At 67.6% G+C, this 6,444-nt stretch carries 4 protein-coding genes and 1 CRISPR repeat array; all 4 genes read left to right on the forward strand.

Annotated features, from left to right (window positions below; all coding sequences use genetic code 11):
• The coding region (locus D183_RS24400; RefSeq protein ID WP_039726863.1) for an NPCBM/NEW2 domain-containing protein at positions 1–374 on the forward strand (374 nt) is incomplete at its 5' end.
• Positions 375–493: 119 nt separating this feature from the next.
• A complete protein-coding gene (locus D183_RS0109905) occupies positions 494–3,466 on the forward strand; it encodes a TonB-dependent receptor domain-containing protein (RefSeq protein WP_026144351.1) in 2,973 nt (990 codons plus the stop codon).
• A 64-nt stretch (positions 3,467–3,530) separates the two neighbouring features.
• On the forward strand, positions 3,531–4,886 hold the full coding sequence (locus tag D183_RS0109910) for a Gfo/Idh/MocA family protein (RefSeq protein WP_017908851.1): 1,356 nt from the start codon (positions 3,531–3,533) through the stop codon (positions 4,884–4,886).
• Between the two features lie 227 nt (positions 4,887–5,113).
• Positions 5,114–5,596: a hypothetical protein gene (locus tag D183_RS0109915; protein WP_017908852.1), complete on the forward strand. Its 483-nt coding sequence runs from the start codon at positions 5,114–5,116 to the stop codon at positions 5,594–5,596.
• 85 nt (positions 5,597–5,681) lie between these two features.
• Positions 5,682–6,439: a CRISPR direct-repeat array (repeat unit 31 nt; unit sequence GTTTCAATCCACGCACCCGTGAGGGTGCGAC).
• Positions 6,440–6,444: the final 5 nt, after the last annotated feature.

Here is a 6,444-nt window from a genome sequence, read left to right on the forward strand (position 1 = left end):
GCGGCGATGCCGGCATGCGCATGAACGGCCTGCAGTTCCGCCGCGGCCTGGGCGTGGGCGCCGACAGCCGCCTCGACCTGCGCCTGCACGGCGACTGGCGCCTGCTGCGCGCCGACCTGGGCATCGACGACGCCTGCCGCAGCGCCGGCGGCCTGCAGTTCCAGGTCTGGGGCGACGGCCGCCTGCTCTACGACAGCGGCCTGGTCAGCGCGCCGGGCGTGGTCAAGCCGGAACTGGACATCCGCGGCCTGTCCACGCTGAGCCTGCGCACGCTCGGCGCGCAGGGTCCGCAGCCTGCCCAGGTCTGCGCCAATTGGGCCAACGCCGTGCTGATCGGTCAGGAGGGCGACACCGCCAGCTTCGTCGCCCCATGACCGCCCCGTAACACCGCTCCTCCCCCGCCTTTCCCGACTGCGGCCGCCTGGCCGTGGCCCGGGAGCGCTTTGCCCGCCGATTCCGCGTTCGCGCCGCACCCTGCCAGGAGAGAACCCCGATGTTGCCCGCCCGTCACCGCCATCCCCGCTGTCGCCCGCTCGCTCCGTTGACCCTGGCCATCGCCGGTGTCCTGCTCGCCGCCCTGCAGCCCGCCGCTGCGCAGGACAGTCAGGCCGCCACCGACCTGGCCCGGGTCGAAGTCACCGGCTCCAACATCCGCCGTACCGACGTGGAGACCGCCTCGCCGGTGCAGGTGATCAGCAAGCAGGACATCCAGGCGATGGGCGCGCGCACGCTGCTGCAGGTGCTCGACAACCTGCCCGCGGCACGCCCGGCGCAACAGGACGCGCGCTCGCTGTTCACCGGCTCCGATGGCGCCTCGCAGGCCAATCTGCGTGGCCTCGGCGCGCAGGGCACGCTGGTGCTGTTGAACGGCCGCCGCCTGTCGTACTACGGCGCGCCGGCCGGCTTCCAGACCCAGTTCGTCAACATCGATGCGATCCCGGCCGCGGCGATCGAGCGCATGGAAGTGCTCACCGACGGCGCCTCGGCGGTGTACGGCACCGACGCGGTGGCCGGCGTCATCAACGTGATCACCAAGCGCAACTTCCAGGGCGCGGAGATCAATTTCAGCAACGACACCTCCAGCCGCATCGAGTCCTACGGCGAACACCAGGCCAGCATCACCGCCGGCTTCGGCGACCTCACCGAGAACCGCTTCAACGTCTACGGCGCGGTCAACGTGTACCGGCGCGACGCGATCCCGCTGCGCGACTTCTACGACAAGCGCCCGGCGCAGTACTACGTCAACAATCCCAACTACCTGACCAACCTGCGCCTGGGCGTGGGCAGCAAGCTGGGCCAGTTCAATCCGGGCAGCTACTTCGCCTTCGACCCGGTCACCGGGCGCCGCGTGCAGGAAGCCGCACCGGGCTGCCAGAACGTGCTGGCCAGCGAGGCCGCCGGCCCGCGCTGCGTGTGGGAAACCTGGTTGAACAACGAGATCGACGCCGGCGCCAAGTCCGAACGCAACACCGCCTACCTCAACGGCACCTTCCTGGTCGGCGCCAGCACCGAACTGTTCGCCGAGGCCACCTACACCGACATCGACCTGCGCGCCAACGGCGGCACCCCGCGCGCGTTCAACACCACCACCGGCAACCCCACCAGCTGGTTCTCGCGCAACACCGGCAACACCGTCAACCAGTTCCTGTATCCGTTCCTCGGGCCCAATAACGAGTACAACCATGCCAGCCCGCAGTTGAAGGCGATGATGGGCGGGGTGGTCGGCCTGCAGTACCTGCTGCAGGACGCCGGCCCCGACTACTTCGGCCAGCGCAACACCGACCAGAGCTACCGCGTGCTCGGCGGCGCGCGCGGCAGCGTCGGCGACTGGAACTGGGAAACCGCCTTCGCCACCGCCGGCACCCACTCGGTCACCTACCAGACCGTCAACGTCAACGTGAAAGGCTTCGAGAAGGCGTTCGGCCCGTTCACCATCGACCCGGGCACCGGCCGGGTGATCATCTCCGACCACCCGGCGTACAGGTTCGGCGAGATCAGCGCCGCCAACGCCGCGCTGATCCGCGAGGCATTCCCCACCTTCGACATCGAATCGTGGACGCGCCTGCACACCCTCGACGGCAAGATCGAAGGCCCGCTGTTCCAGCTGCCTGCCGGCGAGATGCGCGCCGCGTTCGGCTTCAACGCCAGCCGCGAGACCTTCTACACCCCCGGCAACCCGGACGCGGCCAACGGCCTGATCACCCAGCAGGGCGGCTCCTGGTTCGACGGCAAGCGCAACACCTATGCGCTGTTCGCCGAGACCGTCGCGCCGATCACCGACAAGCTGGAACTCGACGCCGCGTTGCGCGCCGACAAGTACCCGAACTTCAGTACCAACCTGGCGCCCAAGGTCGGCTTCAAGTACCAGGCCTTCGAGCAACTGTTGCTGCGCGGCACCTATTCCACCGGCTTCCGCGCGCCCAGCCTGGCCGAGTCCGGCAGCGGCGGCGTCTATGCGCAGCTGGGCGGCTACCGCGACGAGGTGCGCTGCGGCGAGACCAATGCCATCGCCAACCTGCTGCTGCAGTCGCGCCGCAGCGGCGACGTGGACCTGGGCAAGAGCCTGCTCAATGCCGACTGCAGCCGCACCGTGGCGCGCATGACCCAGCCGAACCCGGACCTGAAGCCGGAGAAGGCCAAGATCGCCACGCTCGGTTTCGTCTACGAGCCGGCCAACTGGGTGTCGGTGTCGGCCGACTACTGGTTCATCTACCGCGACAACGAGATCGTCGCCCCGGACTACCGCCGCGCCGGCGACATCACCGCCATGACCCGCTCGCCGATCACCGACAGCGACCGCGCCAACCTCGCGCAGTTGGCGGCGATGTGCGCAGACCCGGCCAGCGGCGTGGCCTGCCCGGGCACGCTGCCGGGCTACAGCGTGGGCAATGTCGCCAGTGTGGTCGGGCAGTACCGCAACCGCGGCAAGACCCTGGTCGACGGCTTCGACATCGACGCGCGCAGCCGCTTCTCGCTCGGCCAGTGGGGCGGGCTGAACATCGGCCTGGCCGCCACCATCGCCAACCGCAACCGCTTCTACATGGATCAGGACAGCGGCTGGTACTACGGCGACGTGGTCGGCTACTACAACAACCCGCGCCTGCGCGCCACGCTCAACGCCGACTGGACCTACCGCCAGGTCACCACCAGCATGTTCGTCAACTACGTCGGCGGCACCAAGTGGGCCACCGACCGGATCGACGCCGAGGACAACAACCCGCAGACCTGCACCGCCGGCTACCTCAAGCTGCAGCCGAGCAAGTGCGATGGCGCGCCGTCGTGGTGGACCGCCAACCTCAGCGTCACCTGGCGCCCGGACGACGCCTGGAACCTGAGCTTCACCGTCAAGAACCTGTTCGACCGCCTGCCGTTCTACGATCCGAACAGCTTCCTGGGCGATTCCAGTGACTACGCCACCATCTTCGGCCGCGGCTACAGCGTGACCATCGGCTACCGCTTCAAGTGAGCGCACGTGCAGCAGCATGCGTGCCGGCCGACGCCGGCGCGCATCCAAGAGGAGACCGCACATCATGAAACGACGCGACTTCATCGCCGCCGGTGCCGCCATCGCCGCCGGCAGCCTGCTGCCGCAGACACCGGCCTGGGCGCGCAAGCGCACCCTGCGTTTGGCCATGATCGGCACCGGCATGCGCGGTCAGGTGCTGCTGACCGAACTGCTGCGCCGCGACGACGTGGAACTGGTCGCCCTGTGCGATAGCGAGCCGATCATGCTCGGCCGCGCCATGGCCATGGTCGCCAAGGCCGGCAAGCCCGCACCCACCGCCTACGGCCAGGACCGCGATGCCAGCGCCTGGAAGCGCTTACTGGCACACAAGGGCCTGGATGGCGTGATCGTGGCCACGCCCTGGGAGTGGCATGCACCGATGGCGATCGCGGCGATGCAGGCCGGCGTGGCGGTCGGCTGCGAGGTGGTGGCCGGCATCACCCTGCGGGACCACTGGGACGTGCTCAACGCCCAGCTCGCCACCGGCACCCCGTACATGCTGCTGGAGAACGTCTGCTACCGCCGCGACGTGATGGCCGCGCTGCAGATGGTGCGGCAGGGCCTGTTCGGCGAACTGGTGCATCTGCAGGCCGGCTACCAGCACGATCTGCGCGGGGTGAAGTTCAACTCCGGCGACCCGGACCAGCCCTACGACAGCGGCGTGGAGTTCGGTGGCAAGGCCTGGAGCGAAGCGCGCTGGCGCACCGCGCATTCGGTGCAGCGCAATGGCGAGCTGTATCCCAGCCACGGCATCGGCCCGTGCGCGATGTACGCCGGCATCAACCGCGGCAACCGCTTCACCCACCTCAACGCCTTCGCCAGCAAGGCCCGCGGCCTGCACGACTACACCGTGGCCAAGAGCGGCGGCAACACCCATCCCAGCACCAAGGTGGCGTTCAAGCTGGGCGACGTCGTCACCACCACCCTGGCCTGCGCCAACGGCGAGACCATCCTGCTGCAGCACGACACCTCGCTGCCGCGTCCCTACTCGATGGGCTTCCGCGTGCAGGGCACCAAGGGCCTGTGGATGGATCTCAACCAGTCGATCCACCTCGAAGGCCGCAGCCCGCCGCACCAATGGGAAGCCTTCAAGCCCTACCAGGACCAGTACGAGCATCCGCTGTGGACGCGCTACGCCGCCACCGCGGCCGGCGCCGGCCACGGCGGCATGGACTGGTTCGTCATCCACGCCTTCGTCGAAGCACTGAAGGCGAGGGCACCGATGCCGATCGACATCTACGACGCCGTGACCTGGAGCGCGATCACCCCGCTGTCCGAACAGTCGATCGCCAGCGGCTTCCAGACCGTCGCATTCCCGGATTTCACCGCGGGCGCGTGGCGCCAGCGCACGCCGATCTTTGCGTTCGACGGCACGTACTGAGCGCGGTCGCCCCGGTACTCCACGCCTTGCATCCGTGCCGGGTGGCGGCCGGGGTGGTCGGCTCCACGGACACTTGCATGTCAAAAACTACCGGCTATAGTGCCGCGCGTGGTGCGCTTCGGCGCGCTTTTTTCTGCGTGTCCAGTGTTGCGGTCGTGCCGATTCGCCTTGGGTGGACGGCCGGCCTGGGCCGGGCGTCGATCATCCTTCAGCCGTCAGTGAGCGCAATGAACGCACCCCTCTTGGAACTCGTCGAGCTTCTTTCTTCCGGCAGCACCGAACCCGACGAACGAAGCGAGATCGTTCGGGACATCGAAGCCTTCCTGCCGGAGCTGGAGTGGACCGAGTGCGAGGAACAGGCGTATGCAATCGCGATCACCGCGGCGATGGAGCGTTACTCCGCCAACGGCGACAAGATGATCGATGTCCACCACGAGCTCTGCCAGATGATGGGCGACGCATTCCCTGCCTTTCCCAAGAACGTGGAGACGCAGACCGAGTACTACACCTGGCTGGACCGCCACCTTGCCGAGTGGACGGACGAAGGCGACGGCTACGACGTGGTGGAAATCGACGATATGACCACCGAAGACAATCACCTGTTTGTGGTCTACCGGCGCGACGTGCCGCGCATTCTCGAGATTGCGGCGTCGTTGGGCGTGCCCGCCAGGCGTCCGCTGGACTACTGGCGCGGGCTCGGGTACGTCTGAGGTCTGGCACCTTGTCAGGGGGATGCCGCAAAGCGGAGAGTCGAGCTTCCGGCTCGGAGTGCGGATTCAAAGATGGCAGGGAGAGGATTCAATCCGCGCACCCGTGAGGGTGCGATCGGCAGGCCTGGCCCCAACTGGCCGAGCATCTGGGCGTTTCAATCCACGCATCAGTGAGGGTGCGACGCCCAGCGCCCACGCCATGTTCAAGCCGTACTGCCGGTTTCAATCCACGCACCCGTGAGGGTGCGACGTGTTCCCGGCCGGGACGTCCATCAGGACGAACGGGTAGTTTCAATCCACGCACCCATGAGGGTGCGACCATCCGCGTCGAGAATACGCACGCGCCACAGGTAGTTTCAATCCACGCACCCGTGAGGGTGCGACTCGGCGCCCGCATCGTGGGCCACCTGTCGCAGCTGTTTAAATCCACGCACCCGTGAGGGTGCGACACGCGCGGCGGCATCGCTATTGAACGGCTCTGGATGTTTCAATCCACGCACCCGTGAGGGTGCGACGAGGGCGGCGAGGATGCCAGCGATGACGGCCAACGGTTTCAATCCACGCACCCGTGAGGGTGCGACCGGATCGTGTTGGGTTTGAGCGGCCGCTTGCGCCTGTTTCAATCCACGCACCCGTGAGGGTGCGACGGCAAGCTGTGGTCCATCCCCAAGGAGCGGATGAAGTTTCAATCCACGCACCCGTGAGGGTGCGACACAAGGTCCGCGCCATGACCGCATGGCTGCTGAAGTTTCAACCCACGCACCCGTGAGGGTGCGACCGTCGTAGATGGGCGCGGTCCACGGCATCGTGGGGTTTCAACCCACGCACCCGTGAGGGTGCGACCCGGG

Source organism: Xanthomonas sp. SHU 199, from assembly GCF_000364665.1.
Lineage (GTDB): Bacteria > Pseudomonadota > Gammaproteobacteria > Xanthomonadales > Xanthomonadaceae > Xanthomonas_A > Xanthomonas_A sontii.

Coding starts and splice junctions, on each gene's coding strand:
- D183_RS0109905 (WP_026144351.1), top strand. CDS start 494: ATGTTGCCCGCCCGTCACCGCCATCCCCGCTGTCGCCCGCTCGCTCCG.
- D183_RS0109910 (WP_017908851.1), top strand. CDS start 3,531: ATGAAACGACGCGACTTCATCGCCGCCGGTGCCGCCATCGCCGCCGGC.
- D183_RS0109915 (WP_017908852.1), top strand. CDS start 5,114: ATGAACGCACCCCTCTTGGAACTCGTCGAGCTTCTTTCTTCCGGCAGC.